Origin of the sequence: Sphingomonas sp. 37zxx, from assembly GCF_000786205.1 — a bacterium.
In the GTDB taxonomy this organism is placed as follows: domain Bacteria; phylum Pseudomonadota; class Alphaproteobacteria; order Sphingomonadales; family Sphingomonadaceae; genus Sphingomonas.
In genome coordinates this window covers 75,605-100,729 of sequence record NZ_JROH01000004.1, presented here as the reverse complement: position 1 = coordinate 100,729, position 25,125 = coordinate 75,605, and the positions used below count along the sequence as shown (strand labels likewise).

General features: G+C 63.8%; 21 protein-coding genes. 7 read left to right on the top strand and 14 right to left on the bottom strand.

Translation table 11 applies throughout. The features are described 5' to 3' along the window. Positions 1–31: 31 nt before the first annotated feature. Genes QU44_RS02535 through QU44_RS02525 form a run of 3 tightly spaced genes read right to left on the bottom strand, consistent with a single transcriptional unit; the run spans position 32 to position 2,924 of the window. The gene (locus QU44_RS02535; RefSeq protein WP_033919883.1) at positions 32–679 is read right to left on the bottom strand and encodes a TadE/TadG family type IV pilus assembly protein; all 648 of its coding nucleotides are present in this window, start codon (positions 677–679) and stop codon (positions 32–34) included. Beyond that, positions 676–1,305 carry a TadE/TadG family type IV pilus assembly protein gene (locus QU44_RS02530; RefSeq protein WP_033919882.1) on the bottom strand — a complete coding sequence of 210 codons (630 nt, stop codon included), beginning with the start codon at positions 1,303–1,305 and terminating at the stop codon, positions 676–678. Before QU44_RS02530 ends, QU44_RS02535 begins: the two co-directional genes overlap by 4 nt. Further along, positions 1,302–2,924 (bottom strand): Tad domain-containing protein, encoded by a 1,623-nt coding sequence (locus QU44_RS02525; RefSeq protein ID WP_033919881.1) that lies wholly within the window; start codon positions 2,922–2,924, stop codon positions 1,302–1,304. The genes QU44_RS02530 and QU44_RS02525 overlap by 4 nt, the downstream gene beginning before the upstream one ends. Positions 2,925–3,028: 104 nt before the next feature. On the opposite strand from QU44_RS02525, the gene QU44_RS02520 reads away from it, so the two are divergent. Both QU44_RS02520 and QU44_RS02515 read left to right on the top strand, forming a co-directional pair. Continuing rightward, on the top strand, positions 3,029–3,742 hold the full coding sequence (locus tag QU44_RS02520) for a hypothetical protein (RefSeq protein ID WP_052134262.1): 714 nt from the start codon (positions 3,029–3,031) through the stop codon (positions 3,740–3,742). Positions 3,743–3,808: 66 nt separating this feature from the next. After that, a complete protein-coding gene (locus QU44_RS02515; protein ID WP_033919880.1) occupies positions 3,809–4,276 on the top strand; it encodes an EF-hand domain-containing protein in 468 nt (155 codons plus the stop codon). 9 nt (positions 4,277–4,285) lie between these two features. Here QU44_RS02515 and trmFO read toward each other — a convergent pair whose 3' ends face one another. From trmFO to QU44_RS02495, 4 genes are all read right to left on the bottom strand, one after another. After that, positions 4,286–5,650 (bottom strand): methylenetetrahydrofolate--tRNA-(uracil(54)-C(5))-methyltransferase (FADH(2)-oxidizing) TrmFO, encoded by a 1,365-nt coding sequence (trmFO, locus tag QU44_RS02510; RefSeq protein WP_033920017.1) that lies wholly within the window; start codon positions 5,648–5,650, stop codon positions 4,286–4,288. Positions 5,651–5,767: 117 nt separating this feature from the next. Next, positions 5,768–6,118, bottom strand: coding sequence for a DUF952 domain-containing protein (locus QU44_RS02505; RefSeq protein ID WP_033919879.1), 351 nt, complete (start codon positions 6,116–6,118; stop codon positions 5,768–5,770). Next, the gene (gene gyrA / locus QU44_RS02500) at positions 6,115–8,964 is read right to left on the bottom strand and encodes a DNA gyrase subunit A (protein ID WP_033919878.1); all 2,850 of its coding nucleotides are present in this window, start codon (positions 8,962–8,964) and stop codon (positions 6,115–6,117) included. Before gyrA ends, QU44_RS02505 begins: the two co-directional genes overlap by 4 nt. Positions 8,965–9,059: 95 nt before the next feature. After that, positions 9,060–9,830, bottom strand: a complete 771-nt coding sequence (locus QU44_RS02495; protein WP_033920016.1) for a thioesterase family protein — start codon at positions 9,828–9,830, stop codon at positions 9,060–9,062. A gap of 219 nt (positions 9,831–10,049) precedes the next feature. On the opposite strand from QU44_RS02495, the gene QU44_RS02490 reads away from it, so the two are divergent. The 4 genes from QU44_RS02490 (at position 10,050) to QU44_RS02475 (ending at position 16,836) form a co-directional block, all read left to right on the top strand. Further along, positions 10,050–11,267 carry an acyl-CoA dehydrogenase family protein gene (locus QU44_RS02490; protein ID WP_033919877.1) on the top strand — a complete coding sequence of 406 codons (1,218 nt, stop codon included), beginning with the start codon at positions 10,050–10,052 and terminating at the stop codon, positions 11,265–11,267. A gap of 107 nt (positions 11,268–11,374) precedes the next feature. Continuing rightward, positions 11,375–12,448, top strand: a complete 1,074-nt coding sequence (locus QU44_RS02485; RefSeq protein WP_033919876.1) for an acyl-CoA dehydrogenase family protein — start codon at positions 11,375–11,377, stop codon at positions 12,446–12,448. Between the two features lie 189 nt (positions 12,449–12,637). After that, positions 12,638–15,460, top strand: coding sequence for a TonB-dependent receptor (locus QU44_RS02480; protein ID WP_033920015.1), 2,823 nt, complete (start codon positions 12,638–12,640; stop codon positions 15,458–15,460). A gap of 74 nt (positions 15,461–15,534) precedes the next feature. Beyond that, entirely contained in the window at positions 15,535–16,836 is a 1,302-nt protein-coding gene (locus QU44_RS02475) for a spinster family MFS transporter (protein WP_231621581.1), read from the top strand. 36 nt (positions 16,837–16,872) lie between these two features. Here QU44_RS02475 and QU44_RS02470 read toward each other — a convergent pair whose 3' ends face one another. Both QU44_RS02470 and QU44_RS02465 read right to left on the bottom strand, forming a co-directional pair. Then, positions 16,873–17,829 (bottom strand): NAD(P)H-dependent flavin oxidoreductase, encoded by a 957-nt coding sequence (locus QU44_RS02470; RefSeq protein ID WP_033919874.1) that lies wholly within the window; start codon positions 17,827–17,829, stop codon positions 16,873–16,875. A gap of 57 nt (positions 17,830–17,886) precedes the next feature. Further along, the gene (locus tag QU44_RS02465) at positions 17,887–18,411 is read right to left on the bottom strand and encodes a gamma carbonic anhydrase family protein (protein WP_033919873.1); all 525 of its coding nucleotides are present in this window, start codon (positions 18,409–18,411) and stop codon (positions 17,887–17,889) included. 188 nt (positions 18,412–18,599) lie between these two features. Here QU44_RS02465 and QU44_RS02460 point away from each other — a divergent pair, with 188 nt between their 5' ends. Next, positions 18,600–18,941, top strand: a complete 342-nt coding sequence (locus QU44_RS02460) for a UrcA family protein (RefSeq protein WP_197054227.1) — start codon at positions 18,600–18,602, stop codon at positions 18,939–18,941. A gap of 69 nt (positions 18,942–19,010) precedes the next feature. On the opposite strand, the gene QU44_RS02455 is transcribed toward QU44_RS02460, so the two are convergent. The 5 genes from QU44_RS02455 to QU44_RS02435 all read right to left on the bottom strand — a co-directional run bounded on the left by QU44_RS02455 (position 19,011) and on the right by QU44_RS02435 (position 24,998). Beyond that, positions 19,011–19,520 (bottom strand): RidA family protein, encoded by a 510-nt coding sequence (locus QU44_RS02455; protein WP_033919871.1) that lies wholly within the window; start codon positions 19,518–19,520, stop codon positions 19,011–19,013. Between the two features lie 32 nt (positions 19,521–19,552). Beyond that, a complete protein-coding gene (locus QU44_RS02450; RefSeq protein ID WP_033919870.1) occupies positions 19,553–22,213 on the bottom strand; it encodes a TonB-dependent receptor plug domain-containing protein in 2,661 nt (886 codons plus the stop codon). Between the two features lie 71 nt (positions 22,214–22,284). Beyond that, the gene (locus tag QU44_RS02445) at positions 22,285–22,851 is read right to left on the bottom strand and encodes a GNAT family N-acetyltransferase (protein WP_231621580.1); all 567 of its coding nucleotides are present in this window, start codon (positions 22,849–22,851) and stop codon (positions 22,285–22,287) included. Beyond that, on the bottom strand, positions 22,848–24,365 hold the full coding sequence (locus QU44_RS02440; protein WP_197054226.1) for a flavin monoamine oxidase family protein: 1,518 nt from the start codon (positions 24,363–24,365) through the stop codon (positions 22,848–22,850). Before QU44_RS02440 ends, QU44_RS02445 begins: the two co-directional genes overlap by 4 nt. Before the next feature lie 348 nt (positions 24,366–24,713). Further along, positions 24,714–24,998, bottom strand: coding sequence for a UvrB/UvrC motif-containing protein (locus tag QU44_RS02435; RefSeq protein ID WP_033920009.1), 285 nt, complete (start codon positions 24,996–24,998; stop codon positions 24,714–24,716). Between the last annotated feature and the right edge of the window lie 127 nt (positions 24,999–25,125).

Here is a 25,125-nt window from a genome sequence, read left to right as displayed (position 1 = left end):
GGCCCTCCCGATCGCGGGAGGGCCGCAAGCATCAGGTGCAGGTGGCCGGGGTTTCGCCCGACACCTGCACAATGCCGTTGGTGCCGACGTCGAGCGCGCGGCGATCGCGCACCATCATCGATGCGGTTTCGATCATGGTCAGCGATGGGGCATAGCTTGCCATCACCAGCGGCCGATATTCATAATAGACCTCGACCCAGATCGATGCGCCGTCGACGGGTGCGCGCACCTGGCGCGACGCAGGGCCAGGCCCCACGCCGAGCAGGTTGGTCAATTGGTTATCATACGGCGAATCATAGGTTTTCGCGCCCCTGCAGCGTTGCCACCGGATGCGGAAACGCCCGACATTCGCGGGATCCTGTTCGATGCTCGAAACGATCACGCGCCCGCGCGTGTACAGGCCCAACTCGCCCGCTTGATAATCCGCGCCGGTCAGCAGATCGTTGATGTCCACTTCGCTGATCGTCTTGGCCTGCATCGGGCTGCCGGTGCCGATACGGGCGGCATTGTCGGCCAGGTGCAGCGCGATCTGGCTGATGCGCATCCGGGTGATGATGTAATTGGTCGCCTCGGCCCCGCCTAAACCCAGCAGCACCAAAATCGGCAAGGACAGCGCAAATTCGATCAGCGCGACGCCGCGCTTGTCGCGAAGCATTGATCGGGGGAGGCGGCGGATCATGCCGGGCAATTTCTGGAAACGGGCTGGGCAAAACTGCCCTGGTCGCCATAGGGCTGGTTTCGCAGCACGGTGGCGGCGGTGACCGACGTATCGGCTGCCGCCTTGCCCAGCAGCTTCCGCAGCGGGAACATCGAGGGATAGCTGACCTTCACGGTCATGACGACGGCGTCCTTTGCGCCACCCTGGCCTTCGCTGCCGCCATCGGCGTCCCAGACATTGTTATGGTTGGCATCCTCATAGGGCTCGCCATTGTCGCAGCGACCATTGCCGTTGGTATCGTCCCAATCCTCGGCATGTGCCGCCGCCGCTTCGGAAAAGGTGCGGTAAAAGCGGCGGGTGATGTCGACTTCGGCATGGTTGGCCAGCCCCAGCGCGCTTTGGGTCACTTGCGCGTCGAGCGCTTCCATGCGTTCCGCTTCGGTCCCGCTTTCGAGCGAACTGTCGCGAGCGATCTTTTGCAACACGCCCTGCAACGCGCCGCGCATATACAGCGTGTGCGCGACCTCGAACGATCCGAGCAGGATCAGGCACAATACCGGCGCGATGATGGCGAATTCCACGATCGTGCTACCGCGACGATCGGAAACCGGCAGGCGGGTCAGCGGCGAGCGGGTGCGGGGCGTCATTCGGTTAGCCTCAGCGCAGAAATCTGGTCGGCGATCGACTTGAACGTCTGTTGCAACGCAGCCGAATTACGCGCCACGAAATAGCGGCCAGGCGTCGCGCATTGCGACAGCCGGGTTTCGGTTGCGCTGTTCGAACCGTTGCCGAAGGAAATCACCCACAGGGTGATGTTCTTGTTGCGAACAGCGAGACAAAGAGCGCTGAAACGGGCGTTCACTTCCGCATTGAAATTATTGCCAACATTGCCTGGGTTCGCCACGTTGCGACGATCATACCAGGGCACGCCATATGCCGAATAATTGATATTGTTGGTCGACGTGTCGCCGTCGGTCATGAAGATCATATGGCGCTCAATTTCGCCGCCGGCCGGCGTCAGGGCGTTCTCAGATCCAAAGATGCCGGTCGGCGACATGAGCCGGGCTGCCCAGAGCAAGCCGATGTCGTGATAGGTGTTCCCATTGGGCTGAAGCGTGTCGACATAGCTCGAAAAATTCGCCGGATTGGTCCAGCTTTGCAGCTTGCGGCTCTCGGTCGGGCAAAAATAGTTGTGATAAGATCGAAGCTCTGCCGAGGTTGTCACAGGATTACGGGTGTAAGCATTGTTGGCATCGCGCGTGTAGATCACATCGCGCAGCGACGGCCCCCAACGGCTGTCGCTTGAATTGGGAACCCGATCGATGTCGAGATCGATCGCACCCGACGGGATCGGATTGAAATTTGTGCCAGACACGGTCTGGCGTTCTTCGATACAGCCGTCCCAGGCGATCGTGCGGTTGGTGCCATTTCTGCCCAGCGGCAACTGCAGACTGGCGTTCCATCCCGCACCATTCTTTAGGCCGGCGATCGGGTGCTCGACTGCCTCATAGACCCAGTGTGAAAATTGTTGGTTGCCCGTCCGCACCGCCCGGCGTGACTGATAGGTCCAGCGATCATTGAAATACGACGTCGGCAGCAGGCGGCCGACATTGACGTTCATATTATAGGGAACGAACCCAAACCGAATCTGCACCTGGTTGCCGGTGCCGCCCGACGGCGCGCCGCCGACGCACGTCGCTGGCGTGTCGAGGCGAGCGACGATTTCATAGAAGCACTTCACTGCCGTTCGGAGACTGGCGATTTTGGTGTCGGGATCGCTGCTGACTGCCTTCGACGCCATCGAAAGCGTCACGTCGAGCACGAACATCACATCGGTATTGGGCAACCGCATCTCGGCATCGCATCGCACGGTGAGCGTCGACTGGGTCTCGCCGAACACGCGCATCAGCGTCATCGGCAGTACCGCAGAGGCGGTGCCGGTCACCTTGCCTGCATTTTCGGTGAAGTTCTTGGTCATCTGCTGCGCGCCATAGGCATTGTCGGCGATATTGGCTTCGAAGAAGCGGATCGCCTCGGCGCGCGGCGTGTTGCTCTGCTGGGTCCAGGTGCCGCCGCCCATTGCCTTGCGCCCGGCAAGGGCACCGGCGTCGCAGGCATGCTGCAACCGCGTCTTGACGATGTACATGCGTGACAGGTCGAAACCGCCGCCGACCATGCCGATCAGCGGCACCATGCTGGCCGCGACGATCGCCATCACATTGGCCCGCGTATCGCTGGAAAGCCGGGCGAGAAACCCCTTGGCCATCCTCGCTGCCCTGCTACGCTGATTGGTCATGCATCGCCTTCGTTTGACATCGAATTCCAAGCGAAGCCTATGCAGGCTCAAGCGATAAATGTGATTGAAGGCATATGGTAAACGCAAACCTAACCCGCGAAGGCGACGCGATCCGTCAGGTGCGCGCCGCCGAAGCCGAACTGGCGCTGATCCTGTCGTACAGCCCCGATGCTGCCGCGCGCGGGGCGCTGGCTGCGTTGCTCGATCTGGATGCCGCATTGGCCGATGTCCTGCGCGCGTCGCGCGATGCCATGCTCGTCCAGATGCGGCTGACCTGGTGGCATCAGGCGCTGTGTCGGCTGGACGAATCGCCGGCCCCGGCAATGCCGGTGCTCACCGTGCTGGCCGATCGGATCGTGCCGTTGGGGGTGCGTGGCACCGAATTGGCGGCGCTGGTCGAGGGATGGGAAACCCTCGGGGAGGGCGATCCTGCCGATCCTTCGGTGCGATCGGCCTATGCCCGGCAGCGCGGCGCGCTACTGTTCGCGCTTGCGGCGCGGCTGTCCGGCAACCCCGATTTCGCCACCGGCGATGCCGGGCGTGGCTGGGCGCTGGCGGACTTGTCGCGCAAGCTGTCCGATCCGGTGGCTGCGCAGGCTGCTCGCGCCGAAGCTGGCGAAGCACTCGCTGCGGCGCTTGGCCAGCGCTGGCCGCGATCGCTTCGTAGTCTTGGCGCGCTGGCGCATCGCTCGGCGATGGACCTTGGCGTCGCACCCGCCATGCCGCTGCCGGCGGCCACCCCGCGCCGGGTCGCGCGGCTGGCATGGCATCGGCTGACCGGTCGGTAGGGGCTTGTTCGCCCCGGTGAAGCGGCTAGCCTTCGGGTTGAAAACGGGGCTGGGGGGAGAGGGCCGATGTGGCGTTATTTCGTGGGGGCTGCCGCCGCGCTGGCGCTGGCGATGGCGGGGATGTTCCTGTTCCAGGGCAGCGCCAGCCAGGAAATAGCATTGCCGCCGCCGCCAGCCTCGGGCGTCGCCGGCACCGATAGCGCGCCGCTGCCCGATCGCGTGGCCGAAGCGACACCCAAGACGCGCGAGCAGCGCCGCTTCGATCGCTATGACAAGGATCGCGACGACGGGATCACGCGCGAGGAATATCTGGCCAGCCGCCGCAAGGCCTTTGCCAAGCTCGACACCAATGGCGACGGTCGCCTCTCGTTCGACGAATGGGCGGTGAAGACCACCACCAAATTCACCACCGCCGATCGCGACCGCTCGGGCGGACTGACCCGCGCCGAGTTCGCGACCACCGCGGTCAAGCGCAAGGCACCAACGCGCCCGGCAAATTGTCCGCCGGCGGCAGCGACGGAGGAGGAGAGCTGATCCCGCCGGCTATTCGGCGGCAACCGCCTGCGCGTTGTCGGGCACCCAGCGCGCAAAGGCTTCGCGCGCCCGCGCCGTATACAGCAGCTTGCGATCGGGCTTCTTGATCTTCTTGCCCTCATAGACGATCGGCGGAAACAGCCCGAAATTGACGTTCATTGGCTGATAGGTCGCGGCATCGGCATCGCCGGTGATGTGCGCCAGCAGCGCGCCGAACGCGGTTTCCACCGGCGGCGGCGCGAGCGTCTGGCCCGCCAGTTCGGCAGCGGCAAAGCGGCCCGCGAGCAGGCCGATCGCCGAACTTTCGACATAGCCTTCGCACCCGGTGATCTGCCCGGCAAAGCGAAGATTGGGCCGCGACTTCAGCCGCAGCGTGCGATCGAGCAGATCGGGCGAGCGGATGAAGGTGTTGCGATGCAGCCCGCCCAGCCGCGCGAACTCGGCGTTTTCCAGGCCGGGAATGGTGCGGAAGATGCGGACCTGTTCGGCGTGCTTGAGCTTGGTCTGGAAGCCGACCATGTTCCACAACGTGCCCGATGCGTTGTCCTGGCGAAGCTGGACACAGGCATAGGGCCAGCGCCCGGTGCGCGGATCGTCGAGCCCGACGCCCTTCATCGGCCCGAAGCGCGGCGTGTCGAGCCCGCGCTCGGCCATCACCTCGATCGGCATGCAGCCGTCGAAATAGGGGACATTCTCCCATTCGCGGAACGACGCCTTCTCGCCCGCCATCATCGCGGCGTGGAAGGCGAGATACTGGTCCTTGTCGAGCGGGCAGTTGATATAATCCTTGCCGTCGCCGCCCGGCCCCGCCTTGTCCCAGCGCGACTGTTTCCACGCGATGCTCATGTCGATGCTCTCGGCATGGACGATCGGCGCGATCGCGTCGAAGAACGCCAGCGCATCGGCGCCGGTCGCGCCGGCGATGCTGTCGGCCAGGATCGGCGCGGTCAGCGGGCCGGTGGCGATGATTGCGGGGCCGTCGGTGGGAAGCGTGTCGACGCGCTCGCGCACAATGCTGATGTTGGGGTGCGCCGTCAGTGCGCGGGTGACCGATGCGGCGAATTCGTCGCGATCGACCGCCAGCGCCGATCCTGCGGGAACTTGGTGCGCGTCGGCCTGCGCCATGATGATCGAACCCAGCGCGCGCATTTCGGCGTGCAGCAGCCCCACGGCGTTGCGCTCGGCATCGTCCGATCGAAAGCTGTTCGAACAGACCAGTTCGGCAAGCGAGTCGGTCTGGTGCGCCGGCGTGCCGTCGCCACCGCCGCGCATTTCGGAGAGTTTGACCCGCCAACCGGCATTGGCCAATTGCCACGCCGCCTCGGACCCGGCGAGCCCGCCGCCGATGATATGGATATCGTATTCGCCGCTCACGGTGATGGGCTCGTCCTTCTGCGCTGACCTGGTCGGTCGGCGATAAGCGATAGCGGCGATCAAAGACAGGGGGGGCAAAGGGCGGGGCGACCCCGATTGCCCGTCCCTTCACGCGGGCTAGCCGGTAACGGGCAGCCGCACCGTGCCGTCACCCAGTCGTTCGAGCGGGCCATAGGCGACCACCGCTTCGAGCGGCAGCCGGCCATAGATATGCGGAAACAGCGCGCCGCCGCGGCTTTCCTCCCACCGCACCGAATCGCCCAGCGCCGCCAGATCGACCGCCGCGACGTGCAGGTCGGTCTGGCCGGCGAAATGCTTTTCGACCGTCTCGGTCAACTGCGCCTGCGTCGACAGATGGATATAGCCATCGGCAATATCGACCGGCGCGCCGGCGAAGCTATCGGCTTCTAGCGCCGCCATCTGTTCGCCGGTCAGCACTTTGTACGCGGTGATGGGGGTATCGCTCATGCCTCGTCGTCGATGTCGTCGTCGTCCTCGGGGATGGTCTCGCTGATCGTGTCGGGGCCGGTGCCGTCGTCGAGCGTGATCGCCTTGTCGGGATCGGCGGCAGGGGCGTCGGCTATCTCGCTGGCGATCATTTCCTCGGCCTCGTTCTCGGGCGCTGGCTCCTCGTCGATCAGCGCGACGCCGACGACATGTTCGTTCGCGGCGACATTGAACAGGCGAACGCCCGCCGATCCGCGACCGATGACGCGCAGGCCATTGTCGCTGCCGCCGGCATCTTCGCCCACCGAACGCCGCTCTATCGGAATGCGGATCAGCTTGGCCTGATCGGTGACGAGCATCAACTGATCGCCGAATTTCACCGGGAAGCTGGCGACGACGCGGCCGTTGCGCGCGATATTGTCGATATTGGTCACGCCCTGACCGCCGCGCCCGATCCGGCGATATTCATAAGCCGACGACAATTTGCCATAGCCATTGGCGCACACCGTCAGGATGAACTGTTCGGATTGCGCCATCAGATCGAAGCGCTCGCGATCTTCCATCTCGCCTTCGCGCGCGGCCTTCCAGGGTGCGAAGCGCAGATATTCCTCGCGCTCCTCCTGCGTGGTGCCGACGCGGTGAAGGATCGATGCCGAAATGACTTCATCGCCCTCGCGCAGGGTCATGCCGCGCACGCCGGTGGCGGTGCGGCTCTGGAATTCGCGGATGTCGGTCGCGGCGAAGCGGATCGCCTTGCCCTCGCGGCTGGCGAGCAGCACGTCGTCGCCCTCGGTGAGCAGCGCGACGCCGATCAGCCGGTCGCTGCTGTCATCCTCGAAGCGCATCGCGATCTTGCCGGCGGTGGGCACGTTGGTGAACGCATCCATCGAATTGCGCCGAACGGTGCCGCTGGCGGTCGCGAACACCACGCCGAGCTTTGCCCATTCCTCCTCGTCCTCGGGAAGCGGCAGCACGGTCGAGATCGTCTCGCCGGTGGCCAGCGGCAGCAGGTTCACCATCGGGCGCCCGCGTGTGGCCGGGCCGCCTTCGGGCAGCTTCCACACCTTCATCCGATAGACTTTGCCCGCGGTCGAGAAGAACAGCACCGGCGTGTGCGTCGAGGTGACGAACAAATTGGTGATCGCGTCCTCGTCCTTGGTCGCCATCCCGGCGCGACCCTTGCCGCCGCGTGCCTGGGCGCGGAAGGTGGCGAGCGGGGTGCGCTTGATATAGCCCTCCATCGTCACCGTCACGACCATTTCCTCACGTTCGATGAGGTCTTCGTCGTCGATGCCGTCGGCGGCGGCGGCAATCTCGGTCTTGCGCGGGGTGGCAAAGGCGGCGCGCACCTCGACCAGTTCTTCGCGCAGCACCGCATACAGCTTGGCACGGTCACCCAGGATGGCGAGCAATTCGGTGATCACCGCCGCCAGCGCCGCCAGCTCGTTGCCGATTTCGTCGCGCCCCAGCGCGGTGAGGCGATGCAGCCGCAGGTCGAGGATCGCGCGGACCTGCAGGTCCGACAGCCGATAAGTGTCGCCCGAAATCTCGGTTTCCACCGCTTCGACCAGCTTGATATATTGCGCGATCTCGGCGACCGGCCATTCGCGCACCAGCAATTTGTTGCGCGCTTCGGCGGGGCTAGACGAGCCGCGAATGATTTTCACCACCTCGTCAAGATTGGTGACCGCGACGACCAGGCCAAGCAACAGATGTGCCCGGTCCCGCGCCTTTGCGAGTTCGAACTTCGACCGGCGGGTGATCACCTCCTCGCGGAACTTCACGAAGGCGTCGATAATGTCGCGCAGGTTCAGCAATTCGGGGCGACCGCCGCGAATCGCGAGCATGTTGGCCGAAAAGCTCGATTGCGCCGGGGTGTGCCGCCACAATTGGTTGAGCACGACATCGGCGGTGGCATCGCGCTTAAGGTCGATGACGATGCGAACGCCCTCGCGGTTCGATTCGTCGCGAATGTCGCTGACGCCCTCGATCCGCTTGTCCTTGGCGGCTTCGGCGATCTTTTCGACCAGTCCGTTCTTGCCGGTCTGGAACGGGATTTCGGTAAGCACGATCGAGCGCCGCTCGCCGCGCTGCTCCAGGATGTGGCGGCTGCGCAGGATGATCGATCCGCGCCCGGTCTCGAACGCCGAACGGATGCCCGCGCGCCCCAGGATGATCGCCCCGGTCGGGAAATCCGGCCCCTGAACGATGTCGAGCAACGCTTCGGTGGTCAGCGGCTCGCCGCCGGTCGCTGCGTCGACATAGGCGATGCAGGCGTCGACCACTTCGCCCAGATTATGCGGCGGCACGTTGGTCGCCATGCCGACCGCGATACCGCCCGCGCCGTTGACGAGCAGATTGGGGAAGCGCGCAGGAAGGACCGAGGGCTCGCTTTCCGAACCATCGTAGTTCGGGGTGAAATCGACGGTATCCTTGTCGAGATCGTCGAGCAGCGCATTGGCGACCTTGGCAAGGCGCGACTCGGTGTAGCGCATCGCGGCAGGCGGATCGGGATCCATCGACCCGAAATTGCCCTGACCGTCGACCAGCGGCACCCGCATCGACCAATCCTGCGCCATCCGCGCCAGCGCGTCATAGATCGAGCTGTCGCCATGCGGGTGATATTTACCCATGACATCGCCGACGATGCGCGCCGATTTGCGATACGGCTTGCCCGCGACATAGCCGCTTTCATACGCCGAATAGAGGATGCGGCGGTGGACCGGCTTCAGCCCGTCGCGCACATCGGGCAGCGCGCGCGCGACGATGACCGACATGGCATAGTCGAGATAGCTCGCCTTCATCTCGTCGACGATCGAGATCGGGGAAATATCGGAAGGGTCCGCGAGGACGGTCTCGTCGGTCAAGGCTGGTTTTCGCTTTCGGGTTGGGTGGTTCCCTTTGGTCTAGTACGCGGGCGCGTCCCTGCCAAGCCTTTGGCGCTTTTGGGCGCAGGGCGCGCTCACCCGAAAATCGCCACCCCCTGCATCGCCTCGACCACCGGTTCGCCCGCCGCGTTCCAGATCGTCATCCGCTGGCTCGAATAACCGTCGACCGCGCGATCGGCCTTGGCGTGGAGCAACCACCAGCCGTCATCGGTGGCCGGGGCGGGGGTCAGGATGTTGACGATCCAGCTAAGCGAACTGATCGGCACCGGCGCATCGAACAGCCGGAACGCCGCCGGCGGCAAGGCATCGCCAATCGCCAGCAGCTCGACCAGCGGATCGACGCCACCCCGCTCGCGCAAGCGAAGCCAGCGCAGCCATTCCGCCGGTGCCAGCGCCGATTTGTCATCCAGATACTCGAAATTGCCGGTGAAGAAATGATCCGGCCCGCTGTGCGGCTTCGCATCGGCACCCGGCGGGGTGCGCGGCGCGCGCTCCGCCGCATCATGCGCCACCCGCGACTCGATCGCCGCCATGAATACGAAAGTGGCGCGCAGCCCCAGTCCGGCTTCGCTGGTCACATCCGCCTGGATGAAGGCGGCGTTGCGCCCGCGCCGCAGCTTCGTCGCGGTGACGCTGACCGCGCCGGCGAGCGGTCCGATGAAGCTCACCTGCGCCGATCGCAGCGGCGGCAGATCGGGTTCGAGCGTTTGGGCGGCATGCAGCGCCAATGCGGTAGACAGGCCACCATAGGCGGTGCGCCCCTGCATCCAACTGGCGGGAATCGTGGCGGCAAAACCGGTGTCGATCGGCGTTGTCTGGGCCAGAATGTCGCGCAATGGGGTCATGCAGTGCCTTTCGGTGGAAAGCAGTGGAAAAAGATCGAGTGACCCATACGCATTCTTCGAAATCCGCATAGCCCCACAATCGATGTCCGAACGTCGAAAAGTGGATAGCCTCCCCACAAGTCGATCGGGCATTTTGCAGCTACCGTCCAAAAACCCGCTCGAAAACCATACCCGATCTTCGTAAAGCTGCTACAAGCATCCGATACGAGGAGAGGCATCATGGCAACCGCACCCGAAATCGACACCGCGACCGATCCGACCGCCGCATTCCGCGCCGAGGCCCGCGCATGGCTGGCCGCGAATTTTCCCGCTGAGCTGAAGGGTAAGGAAAACCCGATGTCGGCGGTCGACGGCCCCGACGAAGCCAGCGAAGCCGAACTCCGCTGGAAAGCGGCGATGGGTGACAAGGGCTGGGGGGTGCCGACCTGGCCCAGCCAATATGGCGGCGGCGGGCTCAGTCGGGCCGAGGCGCGCGTGTTGCAAGAGGAGATGGCGCGCGCCGCGGCGTGGAACCCGATCGGCGGGATGGGCGTGATGATGTTCGGCCCGACGCTGCTCGAATATGGCAGCGAGGCGCAAAAGGCCGAGCATATCCCGGCGATCGCGCGCGGGCAGGTGCGCTGGTGCCAGGGCTATTCCGAGCCCAATGCCGGGTCGGACCTTGCCAATATCCAGACCTCGGCGGTCGATGCGGGCGATCATTATGTCGTCAACGGGCAGAAAACCTGGACCTCGGGCGGGCAATGGGCCGACAAATGCTTTGCGCTGGTCCGTACCGACAAGGCTCACAAACATGCCGGCATCAGCTTCCTGCTGATCGACATGGATGCCCCCGGTGTCGAGACCAAGCCGATCCGGCTGATTTCGGGCCAATCGCCCTTTTGCGAAACCTTCTTCACCGATGTGAAGGTGCCCAAGGCCAATCTGGTCGGCACCGAGGGGCAGGGATGGGAGATCGGCACCCGCCTGCTCCAGCATGAGCGGTCGAGCCTGTCGGGTGGCGGCAGCGCCAGCCGGCTGTTCGCGGGAACGCCACTTGGGCAGATGGCGCTCGACTATCGCGGAGCCGACGATGTCGGGCGGCTGAGCGATGCCGACCTTCGCACCCGCATCATCCGGCATGAAATGGATGTGCGCGCTTTTGCCCTCACGTTGCGCCGGGCCGCGCTCGAATCGAAATCCAATTCGGGGCCGTCGGCGACGTCGTCGATCATGAAGAATGTCGGCGCGCGCATCACCCAGGACCGCGCCGAACTCGCGATCGAAGTGATGGGGATGCAGGGCTTGGGCTGGGAAGGTGAGGGGTTCAGCGAGGAAGAACTCGCGCAGACCCGCACCTGGCTGTGGGGCAAGGCGGTGTCGATCTATGGCGGATCGACCGAAATCCAGAACAATGTGATCGCCAAGCGGATCCTCGGGATGACCGAAGCGAAATAGCAAACTGCCTCTCTCCTGTAGGGGAGAGGGCCGGGGAGAGGGGCAGTGGGGAGGGCGGCTACACTCCGTCGCCATCGGCCTCTTTCCTCAAGGACAGAGGGAATATCATGGCAATTCTGAGCGAAGACCAGACGATGCTGCGCGACATGGCGCGCGAATGGGCGGACAACGAAGCGCCGGTGGCGGCGTTTCGCAAGACCCGCGATGCCGCCCCGCCCGAAGGCTATGACGCCGCGCTGTGGCAGGCGCAGGCCGAAATGGGCTGGGCTGGGGTGCTGGTGCCCGAAGCACAGGGCGGGGCGGGCATGGGGTTCCTGTCACTTGGCCTGGTGCTCGAACAGCTCGGCCGCAATCTGGTCGCTTCGCCGCTCGCCGCGACCGCGGCGGCGACCAGCGCGTTGATGCTCGGCGGATCGCAGGCGCAACAGGCCGAATGGCTGCCCCGGATTGCCGCGGGTGAGATCGTCGCGACGCTGGCGGTCGACGAAGGGGCGCACTTCGCACCCGATCGCATCGCTACCCGTGTCGAGGGCGGCAAGCTCAGCGGCACCAAGGCGTTCGTCGCCGAAGGCGATGGCGCGGTACTGTTCGTGGTCGCTGCAACCGACGGGCTGTATCTGGTGAGCGGCGAGCAGGGCGTCACCCGCAACACCCGCAAAATGGCGGACTCGCGGAGCCATGCCGAAATCGTCTTTGCCGATGCGCCAGCGCAGAAACTGGCCGATGGCGGCGAGCATTTGTTGCGGCAGGTCACCGATCGGGCCGCCGCCGCGACCGCCGCTGAAATGCTCGGCATGGCGGATTCGGTGTTCGCGCAGGTCAATGACTACCTCAAGCAGCGCGTGCAGTTCGGGCAGAAACTGTCGACCTTTCAGGCGCTGCAACATCGCATGGCCAAGATGTTCACCGAACTCGAACTGATGCGTTCGGCGGTCGAGGGCGCGCTCGAGGCGATCGACGCCAAACGATCCGACATCGATCAGGCGGTCAGCCTGGCCAAGGCGGTGGCGGGCGATACGTTGCATCTGGTCAGCCGCGAGATGGTGCAGCTCTATGGCGGGGTCGGCATGACCGATGAATATGATGCCGGCTTTTATCTCAAGCGCGCCCGCGTGCTTGAAGCGATGTGGGGCAATGCCGCCTGGCACCGCGAACGCTTTGCCCGGTTGAACGGCTATTAACTACGGAAAGTTACGCAACACAACTTTTAGGCGTTGGGGTATGGTGCGTTGCGGGATGACAAATTCGCAACAATCCCGTGAAAATGCGGGGATCGTCGGTAATCATCCGCTTGACGCTTGAAGCGAGCTAAGCTTACTTCGAGCTCACGGTATGTATCGCACGACAGATACAACCCTTTGGAGGAGATGATGATGAAACGGCAGCTGCTTACCGCCTGCGCGGTCCCCGCTTTCGTCCTGGCCCTGGCGCACCCGGCACATGCCCAGGATGCGCCGGCTGCGGCCCCGACAGAGGCTGCCGAGGCGGCGACGCAGGACGAAGATCCGTCGCAGGACATCAGCCGCGACATCGTGATCACCGCCCAAGGCCGCGCCCAGGCGCTCGCCGACGTGCCGATCGCGGTTTCGGCGATCAGCGGTGAGAATCTGTTGCTCTCGGGAGCGAATGACATCCGGCAGCTCAACCAGTTGGCGCCGTCGCTGCTGGTGTCGTCGACCGGGTCAGAGGCCAATGGCTCGGCGCGTATCCGCGGTATCGGCACCGTCGGCGACAATCCCGGCCTCGAAAGCTCGGTCGTCACCTTCATCGATGGCGTTTACCGCTCGCGTTCGGGCATCGGCCTGAACGAACTGGGCGAGATCGACCGGATCGAAGTGTTGCGCGGTCCGCAGGGAACGCTTGGTGGGCGCAACTCGTCGGCGGGCTTGATCAGCATCCACAGCAAGAAGCCCGAATTCACGCTGAGCGGCAGCGGCGAAGCGAACTACGGCAATTATGATTTCGTCCGCCTGGCCGGCACCATCACCGGCCCGATCAGCCAGACGGTGGCCGCACGGCTCGATGGCGTGTTCGTCCAGCGCGACGGCTTTTATAATGATCCCGCCAACAACACTCAGATCAACGACCGCGATCGGTATTTCGTGCGTGGCCAGCTGTTGTACCAGCCCACGACCGACATCGATGTCCGGCTGATCGGTGATTACAGCAAGCGCGACGAAAATTGCTGCGCGGCGACCTATGTCGATCGCTCGGTCAACCAGTCGATCGGCAATTTGAACAATCCCGCCACGCCGCTCACCACCGGCCTGCCCAATGGCAACAACATCATCAACGTGTTGACCGCACTTGGCCAGAATCCGGCGGCCTTCAATCAGGGTTACAGCCGCAACGTCTCGGTCACACCCGGCCGCGACTATAGCAGCGGGTCAGAGGATTGGGGCATATCGGGGCAGATCGATTGGCGCTTCGGCGATATTTCGCTTACGTCGATCACCGCCTATCGCACCTATTATAACGCGCAAGGCTCGGACACCGACTATGGCACGCCGGATCTGCTGTACAATGCGGGCGGTGACGGCAATTCGCGGCTGTTCAAGACCTTTACCCAGGAACTGCGGTTGCAAGGCAGCCTGTTCGACGACAAGCTCGACTGGTTGGTCGGCGGCTTCTTCCTCGACGAAAAAATCCGGGTAAACAGCAATTTGCGGTTCGGCACGCAATATGGCCGGTTCGCTGCCTGTCGTATCGTTTCGGGCGGCGGGTTGGCGGGGCTATATTCGCCCACCGGCACCGGCTGCTTGTCGCCGACCGGGCGCGCAGTGATCGGCGGGCAGGTGCCCGGCGCACCATCGCCCTTCGGCGCAGCGGGACCAACCGTGTTGGCGGCATTCGATCGGCTCGACGGGATCAGCGATCGCGGCTCGATCGTCGACGTCTATCGCCAGGATACCCGCAGCTTCGCGGCGTTCACGCACAACATCGTCCATGTCACCGACACCGTCGATTTGACGCTGGGTCTGCGCTACACCGACGAGCGCAAGCGGTTCTCGGCTGACTTCACCAACGACAATACCGCCTGCGTCGCCAACCAACAGGCGTTGACACCGTTCCTGGCGAATCCCGGCCTCGCCCCGATTGCCGGCGCGATCCTGGGCCTTTCCTGCCAGGGCAATTCGACGTCTGAATTGAACGGCGTCAGCATCAACGACCAACGCAACGAAAGCGAATTCACCGGCACCGCGGTCTTGTCGTGGAAGGCAACCGAAGACCTGCTGCTCTATGGCAGCTACACCCGTGGCTATAAGGCGGGCGGCTTCAACCTTGATCGTTCGTCCTTGAAGCTGCCGATCCAGACGCTGGCGTCGCTAGGTGGGGCACAAGCGCTGGTCGGCAACCTGCAATTCGATCCTGAGACGGTGAACTCTTACGAAATCGGCGCAAAATACGCGACCGGCCCGTTCACTCTGGCAGTCGCCGCCTTCCGGCAGGAGTTCAAGAACTTCCAGCTCAACACCTTCGACGGCACCGTCTTCATCGTCGAAAACGTCAATGGCTGCACCGAGAGTTTGAACGGCGGCGATCGCGACCAGAGCAAGTTCGCCGCCGCGCCCAATTTCAGCCCCACCGCCAGCGCCACCGGCGCATGCGGCGCGGGCAATCTGGGCTATGGCGTCCTCGCGCAGGGTGTCGAGCTTGAGGCGCAGATGGTGCCGATCCGCGACCTGCGGATCGCCGCCGGCCTCACCTATGCCGACACCACGTTCCGCGACAATCTGGTCGGCAATGACAGTGGCGCACCGCTCAATCAGGCGCTGCGGAAGCTGCCCGGTCAGAATTTGTCGAACGCGCCGCAGATCGTCGCTACCTCGTCGGTCGCCTGGACGCCCGATCTGGGCAGCTCGGGCCTGTCGGGGCTGTTCTACATCGACGGCCGCCTGACCGATGATTTCAACACCGGGTCGGACCTGTTCCCGCAAAAGATGCAGGACAGCTTTTTGCTGGTCAACGCCCGCTTCGGTGTGCGCGGTCCTGACCAGCGTTGGGCCGTCGAAATCTGGGCACAGAACCTGCTTGACCAGGATAACGCACAGGTCGCGTTCAACTCGCCTTTCCAGGAGGGTGCCACCACCGCCGCTTTCCAGGATCCGCAATATCCCGGTGGCCGCCAAATCTTCTCGCAGTTTCTCGCCGAACCGCGCACCTATGGCTTGACGCTTCGCGGTAGTTTCTGACGCCGCGAGATGCTGGCGGTTCGGGGGAGCCGCCGGTGTCGAACCAACAGGGGTGCGACCAACGAGGATGATGCGTGACCGAACCGCAGACGCTTGCCGCCCATGCCATCGCCGATGAAAAGGCAATTCGCCGCAGGGGCCTCACCCTGGCGCTGCTCACGACCACTTATTTCTTCAGCTATATGGACCGCCAGATCCTGGCGATCCTTCAGGAACTGATAAAAGCTGATCTGAAACTTTCCGATACCCAACTGGGCCTGCTGTCCGGGCTGGCCTTCGCGCTGTTCTACGCAACGCTTGGTATTCCGGTTGCGCGGCTGGCCGATCGGTTCAACCGCAAGAACATCGTCGCGCTAAGCCTGGCCGCGTGGAGCGCGATGACCGCCGTTGGCGGACTGGCGCAGAATTTCACCCAGTTGCTGCTGGCCCGTATCGGCGTCGGCATCGGCGAGGCGGGGTCTTCGCCGCCAAGCCATTCGATCATCGCCGATCTTTACCCGCCCGATCGACGCGCCGGGGCGATGGGGGTCTTTTCGCTCGGCGTCGTGCTGGGCAGTGCGATCGGCACGTCGGTTGGCGGCTTGGTAGCGGCGGCGTTTGGCTGGCGTACCGCGATGTTCGTCATCGGCATGCCCGGCGTGGTGCTGGCGCTGATTGTCTGGCTGTTCGTCGTCGAGCCGCGTCGCGGTCTGTCGGACCCCAATCGCGCGCCCAATGCGGCCAAGGAACCGATGCCGAGCTTGGGTGCCGGCTTTGCATCACTCATCGCTTCGGGGCCGGCGTTGCACTTGGTGGCCGCGGTGACACTGACATCGATGATCGGCTATGGCCTCACCGCCTGGGGACCGAGCTATATGCAGCGATCGCTGGGGATCGGCGTTCGCGACATCTCGCTCTATGTCGCGCTGCCCGGCGGGATTTTCGGCATCGCATCCGCCGTTGGCGGCGGCAAGATTGCCGACTGGCTGGCGCGCCGGCACGGGCTGCACGCGCAGAGCACGATGGTTGCTGTCCTCAAGACGCTCGCGCTACCCTTTACCTTGGGCTTTTTCCTGTTCGACGAGCCGATGCTCGCGATCGGGTCGTATTTTCTCTACATCCTGTTCGCCAACAGCTATCTCGGGCCAACCTTCGCACTGATCCAGGGGCTGGCACCGCTGCGGCTGCGCGCCTTGTGGGCGGCGATCACGTTGCTGGTGATCAATCTGATCGGGCTTGGGGCCGGACCGACCTTGGTCGGCGTGATCAGCGATTTGCTCAAGCCGACCTTCGGTGCGGATTCGCTTCGCTGGGCGATGATGCTGTTCGCGGCAGTCACCCCCTGGGCGATCTTCCATTACTGGCGCGCAGGCGTGTTGCTCAAGCGGGCAGGGTAAGACCCCTCTCCCGCCGGGCGGGAGAGGGGCTATCGCTCACCCCAATCGCGCCTTGGCCGCCGCATACTCCGCCGCCAGCCGGTCGACCCGCACCGCCACCGGCTCGACCCGATCGACCGCGCCGATGCCCTGGCCCGATCCCCAGATGTCGCGCCAAGCCTTTGCCTTGGTGTTGCTGCCCGATCCGAAGTTCATCGCCGAGGGATCGCTGGCGGGCAGGTTGTCGGGATCGAGCCCCGCCGCCTCGATCGAACTGCGCAGGTAATTGCCGTGCACCCCGGTGAACAGGTTGGTGTAGACGATATCCTCCGCGCAGCCGTCGACGATACCCTGCTTATATTCATCCGCCGCCCGCGCTTCGGCGGTCGCGATGAAGGGCGAACCGATATAGGCCAGGTCCGCCCCCATCGCCTGTGCCGCCAGCACCGCGCCGCCATTGGCGATCGCACCCGACAGCGCGATCGGCCCGTCGAACCAGGCGCGCACCTCCTGGGTAAAGGCAAAGGGGTTTAGCCGCCCGGCATGGCCGCCGGCACCGGCACATACCAGGATCAGGCCATCGGCACCCTTTTCCACCGCCTTGTGCGCGAAACGATCGTCGATCACATCGTGCAGCGTGATCCCGCCCCAGCTATGGACCGCGGTGTTAAGTTCGGCGCGTGCGCCAAGCGAGGTGATGACGATCGGCACCTGCCATTTGGCGCATGTCTCCAGATCGGCCTCCAATCGGTCATTCGATTTATGGACGATCTGATTGACCGCAAATGGGGCCGCGGGTCGATCGGGATGCTCGCGATTCCATGCCGTTAGCTCCTCGGTGATCTGGTGCAGCCACTCGCTGAGTTCGCTCTGCGGTCGCGCATTCAGCGCGGGGAACGACCCGATGATGCCCGCCTTGCATTGCGCGATGACCAGCTCGGGGCCGGAGATGATGAACAGCGGCGAGCCGATGATCGGCAGGCGCAAGCGATCGAAAAGGGGGGGTAAAGCCATGGTGCAAACATACCTCAAGTCGGTTTCATCGCGCAACTGGAATGCACGCGCAGAGCGTCAATCGATGCGCTGTAACCGCGCCGCGAAATGCGCCGCGCGCTGCACATAATGCTGCACCGAAACCCGCAGCATTGCGATCGCCCCAGCATCGAGCGGGCGGACCGCGCGCGCCGGACTGCCTAGGATCAGATGGCCGGAAGGAAAGCTCTTCCCTTCGGTCACCAGCGCGCCGGCACCCACCATGCAATCGTCTGGAATATGCGCGCGGTTCAGGATCGTCGCGCCCATGCCGATCAGCACCCGATCGCCGATGGTGCAGCCATGCAGGATCGCGTGATGGCCGATCGTGCAATCCTCCCCGATCGTCAGCGGCGCGCCGGGGTCCGAATGCAGCATCGCCCCCTCCTGCACATTGCTCCGCGCGCCGAGCAGGATCGGCGTATTGTCGCCGCGAATGACCGCGCCGAACCAGACGCTGGCATCCTCGCCCAAACCCACGTCGCCGATTACATCGGCGCTGGGCGCGATCCACACGCCGCGTCCGAGCTGGGGTTGTTTTCCGTCGATCGCGTACAGCGGCATGGCGCATCCTGTATGGGCAAAGGGTCGTTGGTCGACCTTAGCCCAATCACGCCGATCGTGCGAAGCGCTTGGGCCTCGGTTCATGCTGCACCGCCCAGTTGAAGCCGGGCGGCAGCAGGCGTACATGCGCGCCTGGCGGCAACGACCGCCGGACGGCCGACAATGATCGGCCTGGCAGGAGAGAAATGATGATCCGCAGACAACTAACCGTCGCGCTCGTCGCAACGATGGTGGCGCTTCCCGCCGCCGCCTTTGCCGCCGACAGCGACACCGCCGTGGTTCGCGGTGGAGCCAATATGGTGACGCGCGCCACTACGGTCAGCATCACCGATCTGAACCCCGACGATCCGCGCGGACGTGCCGCCATCGAGCGTCGGGTGCGCATCGCCGCACAGCAAAGCTGCGGCCGTGTCGACATGTACGGCGTCCGCCCTCCGGCGGACTATCGCCGCTGCCTCGACCAATCAGTGTCGAATGCAATGGCGCAGGTCAGCACGACCGGCGGCACCGCGCTGGGCGGCGCTAACTAAGCCAAGGTAACGGTGGTCGCGGCCCAAAACCCGCGACCACCGACTTCCGGCGCTCCAGAACCGCCGATCCTAATCCGCCGGCATTTTGGCGGCGGTCACTTCGATCTCCACCAGGAAATTGGCGCTAGCCAAGCCCGCCACCTGCACCGTCGATCGCGTCACCGTGTTCGGGTTGTCAGCGGTGTTGAAGAACAGCTTGAACCCCTCGTTCATGCCGGCAAAGTCCATCTTGCCGTCGGCGCGTGCCGGATCGGCGGTCACGAACACCGTCATCTTGATGATGTCCGACATCGCATAGCCTTTGGACGCCAGGATCGCCTTGATCTTGGTAAGGATGCTCACCGTCTGCGTCTTGGTGTCGCCGAACGATTCCCAGCTCGTCGGCGGTTTCGACGGATCGATCGGCGCGGCGAGCTGACCCGACAGGATCAGCGTTTCGGCCCCCGGCGGCACCGTCACCGCCTGCAGGATCAGCGACGGCGTCGTCCCCGGATTCTGGTGCCGTACCACTTGTGCCCCGGCGGGGACGGCAAGCGCCCCCGCCAGCAACATACCCGCCGCAATCGTCCGAAACATCATGTGTATGCTCTCCCCTGTATTTCTGTCGTGCATCAGAAGCGCGCTGCGGCACGAACGTACCAGAAGCCGCCGTTGAAGCCATAAGGTGCATCGTCGGGATAGACCGCCCCGCCGATGGTGCCCCCCGTCGCGGCAAACCAGTTCTGGTTGGACTGGCCGGTCGCGCGGCGGTTCTTGTCGGGATAATTGTCGAGGATGTTCTCACCGCCCACCGCCAGGCGAATGGTTTCATTGAGGTCAAAGCCGACCTCCAGGTCGAAGGTCACGTCGGCACCGAATGTCAGGTTGCCGCCGTCCGCCGCAGCGGCATAGCTGGTGAACTCTCCCCAATAGCTCGCCCGTGCCATGATGTTCCACCGGTCGAGCGACCAGTTCTCGGTCAAATTTCCGCGCCATTTCGAGTTGAGATTCTCGATATTGCCCACGCGCACGGCGTCGATCACCGCCGTCTGCGTGCCCAGCAGGTTCACCGTGTCGATCGCGGTCACTTCGCTTTCGTTATAGTTCATCGCCAGGCTGGTGTTGAACCGCCCGAAACCGGTATTGGCGGTGTGGTTGGCGACCAGATCGACGCCCTTGGTCCGGGTGTCGAACGAGTTGGTGAAGTAGCGCAGCCGCCCCAGCGATTCGGCATTGGGTACGCCGGCGTTACGCAATGCCTGACGCCGCGCCTCGGTATTGATTTCGATATTGCCGGTCAGGCCGATACGATCGGTCACGTCGATCTGATAGGCATCGAGCGTGATCGAAAACGACGCGGTTGGGGTCAGCACCAGACCCGCCGAATAGTTTTTCGATTTTTCCGGTTGCAGCGGCGTCGCCCCGAATACCTGCGCGGCAGCGGTGCTTACCGGCAGGATCGCGCTTTCGATCGGATTGGAGCCGGTGAAAGCGGTCGCGACGTTGGTGGTGAACAATTGCCCCGGCGTCGGCGCGCGGAACCCGGTGCTGGCTGCACCGCGTATCGCAATCGCAGGGGTGAACTCATACCGCCCGGTCGCTTTCCAGTTGGTGGTCGATCCGAAGTCGCTGAACTCCTCGTGCCGGATCGCCCCCGACAGCGACAGGCCGGCGACGATGTCGGCCTCGACTTCGGCATAAAAGGCATAGCTGGTGCGATCCTGATCGATTGCCGAATCGGGACCATAGCCAGGGAAGCCGTTCGACCCCACCTGCTGCGCCGTGTTGACGAAGCGGGTGCCATCGGCGCGCTGGACCGTCTGCAATCCGAAATTGCCGAATTGATACGATGCCGGATCGCCCAGCAGGATCGCATACGCCTCTCGTCGATGTTCGGCACCCGCCGCGATCGTCAGCGGCGAGGCTAGGCCAATGTCGGTTTCATAGGCGACATCGGCATTGAAGTTGGTCTCGCGCTGCTCGAGCGAACCCATGTTGAAGGCGGTCGGCGATGCCGGCCCCATCGATGGGTTCAGTGTGTTGGTCATCCGGTAATCGATCCGGTTCTGACCATAGGAGGCACTCAGATCATAGGTCAGCCCTTCGATCGCTTCGCCCTTCAGCCCGCCGACGATCGAATAATCGGATACCTTGCCGAAAAAGCGCGGTGTGAAGCCGATCGGGTACAAGCTGTTGAAATTGAACGTGCGACCGGCACCATTATACACCGGCCGCCCGCGCGCATCGAACTGCCCGGGAATCGGATCGATGAACAAGGTGGTGAAGATACCGCCGGCAGCCCCGAAGGTCTGGGTGCCGTTGCCCACCGCGTTGGGACCGGTCGAGCTGACCGGCTGGCGATAGTTGAAGTCGCCCTCTTGCCGCGACACGCCATAGTTGCCGAACATATAGACTTCGGCCCCCTCGGCGACTTCCAGCCCGGCATTGACGAACAGCCGTGAAGCCTCGACCTGGGGATCGCCGAAGATCTGCACCGGATCGCGAAGGCCGTCATAAGTGCCGGGGAATTGCGCCTGCAATGCCAGTGCGCCGGGCCGCTGGACCCCGCGGCTGGTTTGTTTCGAGTCGAGATATTCGCCGCTGATATTGACGAATCCCGCATCGGTGAGCGGCAGCCCGACATTGGCGGCAAGCTGGAGATTTTCGCCGTCGCCTTCATAGAATTGGCCGTAGCGGGCGGTGAGTTCGATACCGTCGCTATTGCGTTTCAGGCCATAGTTGATGACGCCGGCGATGGCGTCCGAACCATATTGCGCCGCTGCACCATCGCGCAGCACTTCGATCCGCTCGACCGCGATCGTCGGAATCTGCGCCAGATCGACACCCTGTGAACCAGCCGCCAGCGCACCGCCGCCGATCTGCACCAGTGCCGCGCGATGCCGCCGCTTGCCGTTGACCAGCACCAGGATCTGGTCGGGTGGCAGGCCGCGCAAGGTTGGCGGTCGAACGAAGGTCGATCCATCCGAAATCGAAAACCGCCCGACATTGAACGAAGGGACCAGGTTGCGCAGGATATTGTTCATGTCGCCCGACGCCTGAGTCCGCAGCGTCTCGGCAGTAAAGACATCGACCGGGGCGGACGATTCCAAAACGGTACGGTCGGTACGCCTGGTGCCGGTGACGATGATCTCGCCTTGCGAAACAATCTCGGTCGGTGCGTCATCCTGCACCGCGCTTTCCGCTACAGACTCGGTCTGCGCCTGTGCATGCGCCACCCCCGCATGCATCGATGTCGCCAACGCGATCATCGAAATAGACGTAATGATCTTCATTCCCAAAAGCCCCCAATTATATCCAGGCTCGCGCCTTCGAAGGGCCTCTCCCATCGCTTTTCTGTTATGATTTACGCCGACAGATGCTTTCGCATGGGTACGAACACGACGGCGGTATCGCCCACCGTCACGGTAACTTCGGGTGCGGTGACGAAACCGCACTTGCGATAGAAATCTACGCCCGACAGCGTCGCCATCAGCTCGATCGCGGAAAAGCCCGCCGCGCGCGCCGCAGCCTCTCCGGCGTGAAGCAGTGCGCTGCCCACCCCACGCCTTGCGAAGCCCGGCACGACGAACATCGCGCGGATCCGCGCCGGGCTGATGGCAGGATCGAGCAGATCATCGGCGCGCCCGGCAAAGCGATCGCCGCCGAACAAGGTGCCGCGCTTGCTCCAGCCGCCGCATCCGGCGATTTCATTCCCTAACTTCGCGATGAAATACGTGCCGTCCTGCACCAGCACGCTGTCGACACCGAACACACCGTCGATCGCCGCCGTCAGCGCGCGCTGGTCGTAATAGTCGCGGCCAAGCACGCGCGCCGATACCTCGATCAGTTCGGCCATCGCCGGAATGTCGGTATCGATCGCTCGTCGAACGGTGATCGCATCGGCCGCGGCGGACAAGGTTGCGGTCGTCACGCGGCGATGCGGGTCGGTTGCGTGACGGCATGCGCGCTTTGCAGCTTGGCCAGATCGGCGACCGCGCCATGCGCCGATTGGATCGCGCCCTCCTGCCAGCCCGGTGTCTGGCTGAGCGCCGCGCCTGCGAAGATCACCCGGCCGGTCGGCTTGTTGAGCAGACGATACGGCTCGGTGTCGATATCGCCTTCCTGTCGCCCCGCCATGCCGGCATACCAATTGGGCCACGGCCCCAGGCTGTAGGGTATCTTGTCCCAATTGACGGCAACGCCGTTCGCGCACGAAGGACCATGCCCTGGATGCAGCCGCTCGACCACCGCGCGAGCCTGCTCGATCTGGTCGGCAATCGGCAGCTTGGCAAAGCGCGCCGCGCGCTGGCCCGATGCGTAGCAGGCAAGCAACATGCCGCGCGGGCTGAACAGGCCGGCGCTGGGATACCACACCAGCGACGTGTCGCCGCCGACGAAGCTGATGCCGCCGAAAATCTGTTCCTTTTCCCAAAAGCGCGGCGCGTCGAAGGCTACCTTGTTCGAATGGTCATAGACCACGCTCTTGATCGCCTGCGCCACCGGCGCTTCGAAATCGCAATCGACCTTTGCCAGCACCGGGAAGGGGATGGTGCAGACCATATAGTCGGCCGACAGTGATCGCATCGCCCCGCTGCGGGTATCCTTGAACGCGACATCGACGCTGCGCTCGCCATTGCGGACGCGCTGCACATCGGCGTTCAGGATCACGGGTCGCTTCAGCGCCCGCTCGAACCCTGCCGCGATCCGGTCCATGCCGCCGATCGGCTGGAACATCGTCGCCTGCATATAGACATTGTCTTCGAACAACGTCGCCGGCAGCTGTTCGTTGGCCAGCAAGTCGCGCAGCGGCACCGCCTCGGGCGGGGTGGCAAAGGATCGCACCCCGGCGTCGGGAAACGTCTTGAAGCCAGACCGCAACGTGCCGGTGAAGCTGCCCTTGTCGTCGAGATCGCCATAGGTTTTCAGGAACGGCAGCAGCGCCGCCTTGTCCTCAGGCGTCAGCGCCTGATCGAGCGCACCCTGGTTCACAGCCTTAGTCAACAACTCAGCAACATGCCCGCGCGTGTCGTTGATCGCGACGCGCATCCGTTGCTTGCGGCCGTCATTGCCCATCACATAGGCACCGCGGCTGGCGTTGATCTCCACCTCCAGCGGTACGCCCAATTTGGCGCAATAGCCTAGCAACCGCTCGTGAAAGCTTGGAATGCGCGCCGGTCCGGCGTTGAAATAGGCACCGTCCGAAAAACGCGCGATCTGGTCGGCCTCGCCATTCATCACGATCCGGTCACCATCGCGCACCGTCCAGTTTCGCCCGCCGACCCGATTGCGCGCTTCCAGCACATGGACGGTGAACCCCGCCTGTTGCAGTTCATAGGCGGCGGTAAGGCCCGCGATCCCGGCACCAAGCACGATAACCGATTTGCCCGATCCGAAATTGGCGGGCAGCGCTGGCAAGTTCTGCGCGGCGGCAAGGTTGCCGAACAACCCTATTGCCTGCATCGCGCTTACAGTGGCTGCAGTACCGCCGACGTTTCCGATATGTTGTAGCAAGGTACGACGTGAAATAGTCAAGGCATGCCCCCCGGCTGTCCCGCATCAATAGGATGCGAGCGGTGAATTTCAGGGACCTTTGATTCGCCCATTACTGGACGTATCGGACATGCACTCTCCCGATGAGCGAAGCACTACGCGCTTGCTCTTATCTGGAACGCGTCAAATCGTGACTGCTATATGACAACGCATAAACGGGGCGCTGGCAAGAAGGAAAATTGCTGCGATGCAAAGTTTTTCGTTCGATCGTTGCAGTGCGATAATTTTCCCACAGCTTTCCCGTCAGTTGGGGCGCTTTCGCTTCGATCGACCGCTGGTCATCGAATCGGGACGGGCAGGGGGCTTCCAGCCGGGGGGTGGCATCGGTCGGCTGCGGCTACTGCCAAGGCCCATCGCGCCTGGCTGTTGGCGAGTCAGGCCGGCGGTATCGGCTTGCGCTGCCCCCTCGGGATCGGCACCGCCGCGCAACAGGTTGAGCTGATCACGCAATCGCCGGGCCTCCTCGAAGTCGAGTGCGTCCGCGGCCAGCATCATCCGGCGTTCGATCGAAGCAATGGTATCGGCCATGCGGTCATAACGCACGACGCTGCGAAACGACTCAGGCACGTTGAACCAATACGCCAAGCGAAACGACTATCTTTCATCGCCACCGCAACCCGAATGATGGGGGCACGTTTCCGCACCGTATTTCCCA